The following is an 830-nucleotide window of genomic DNA, read 5'->3' on the forward strand; positions in this document are numbered from 1 at the left end:
GACTTGGAACAGAGGACCTTGCAGACCATCGACAACCCGTTCGGCACGAGGTTGTCACCCATGTCTTAAGTACAATCTGTTACCCATGTCTCCGGGTTGGACAGCGTAGATGTTGGCTCGCCGGGATCGGCGAAGCCGCGAATTACGAATTCTCCATAGCCCTTCGCCAAAATTCGCAGCAAGAAGCCAAGATGCGAAAACGCGACCGAGACCGCGCGGAAGCACTTCGCCGTGCCGGTGGTCCCATACCGACACTTCGGGACCGAGCTGTTGCTCTCGCTCGGAAGCGCGGTGAAGTGCGGACCTGTGATCTGACGGGCGCAGGGATACCCCGGTGTTACCTTTCCCGGATGTGCAAAGAGGGTCTGCTTGTGAAGATCGGCTACGGGCGGTATCGGGCTGCGGTGGTCGAGGCCGCATCGCCTTAAGCTGCATCCAATCGATCGCAAATGCCTCAAGCACTGGAATCGCGCAAGTTACAAGATGCCTGAGTGCATCTTATGCGCCCGCGCATTGTCGAACAGGAGTCCGTAGATTGGGGACTCTAGTCAGCAAGGAGACAGTGTCTCATCTGCTGGCCAACCGACATGCGGCCAAGGAGCGATCAGAAGGGCACATTCATCAGCAGCGTGAGGTCGGCGGAGAGGGCGACTTTCGGCCAAATAGCAAAATCGAACTCTTCGACCGAGATGCGCAGCGCAAAGCTGCGGTTCGCGTCGTGGAAAACGTAGTCGGTCTACGGTCAGACTTTCCCGTTCGCCACTGCTCTTTAGCAGCAGCGAGACAATACATCATGTCCATGGAAAAATCGCAGGGATCCGCGAGTGTGG

2 protein-coding genes are annotated in these 830 nt (G+C 57.2%); both read left to right on the forward strand.

The window, feature by feature from the left end; genetic code table 11:
- Positions 1 to 191: 191 nt before the first annotated feature.
- Positions 192 to 428, forward strand: coding sequence for a type IV toxin-antitoxin system AbiEi family antitoxin domain-containing protein (locus NKH49_RS34745; RefSeq protein WP_352930215.1), 237 nt, complete (start codon positions 192 to 194; stop codon positions 426 to 428).
- 134 nt (positions 429 to 562) lie between these two features.
- On the forward strand, positions 563 to 830 hold a 268-nt coding region (locus NKH49_RS34750; protein WP_352930212.1), incomplete at its 3' end, for a hypothetical protein.

The organism is Mesorhizobium sp. M1088, assembly GCF_040318575.1.
Classification (GTDB): Bacteria; Pseudomonadota; Alphaproteobacteria; order Rhizobiales; family Rhizobiaceae; genus Mesorhizobium.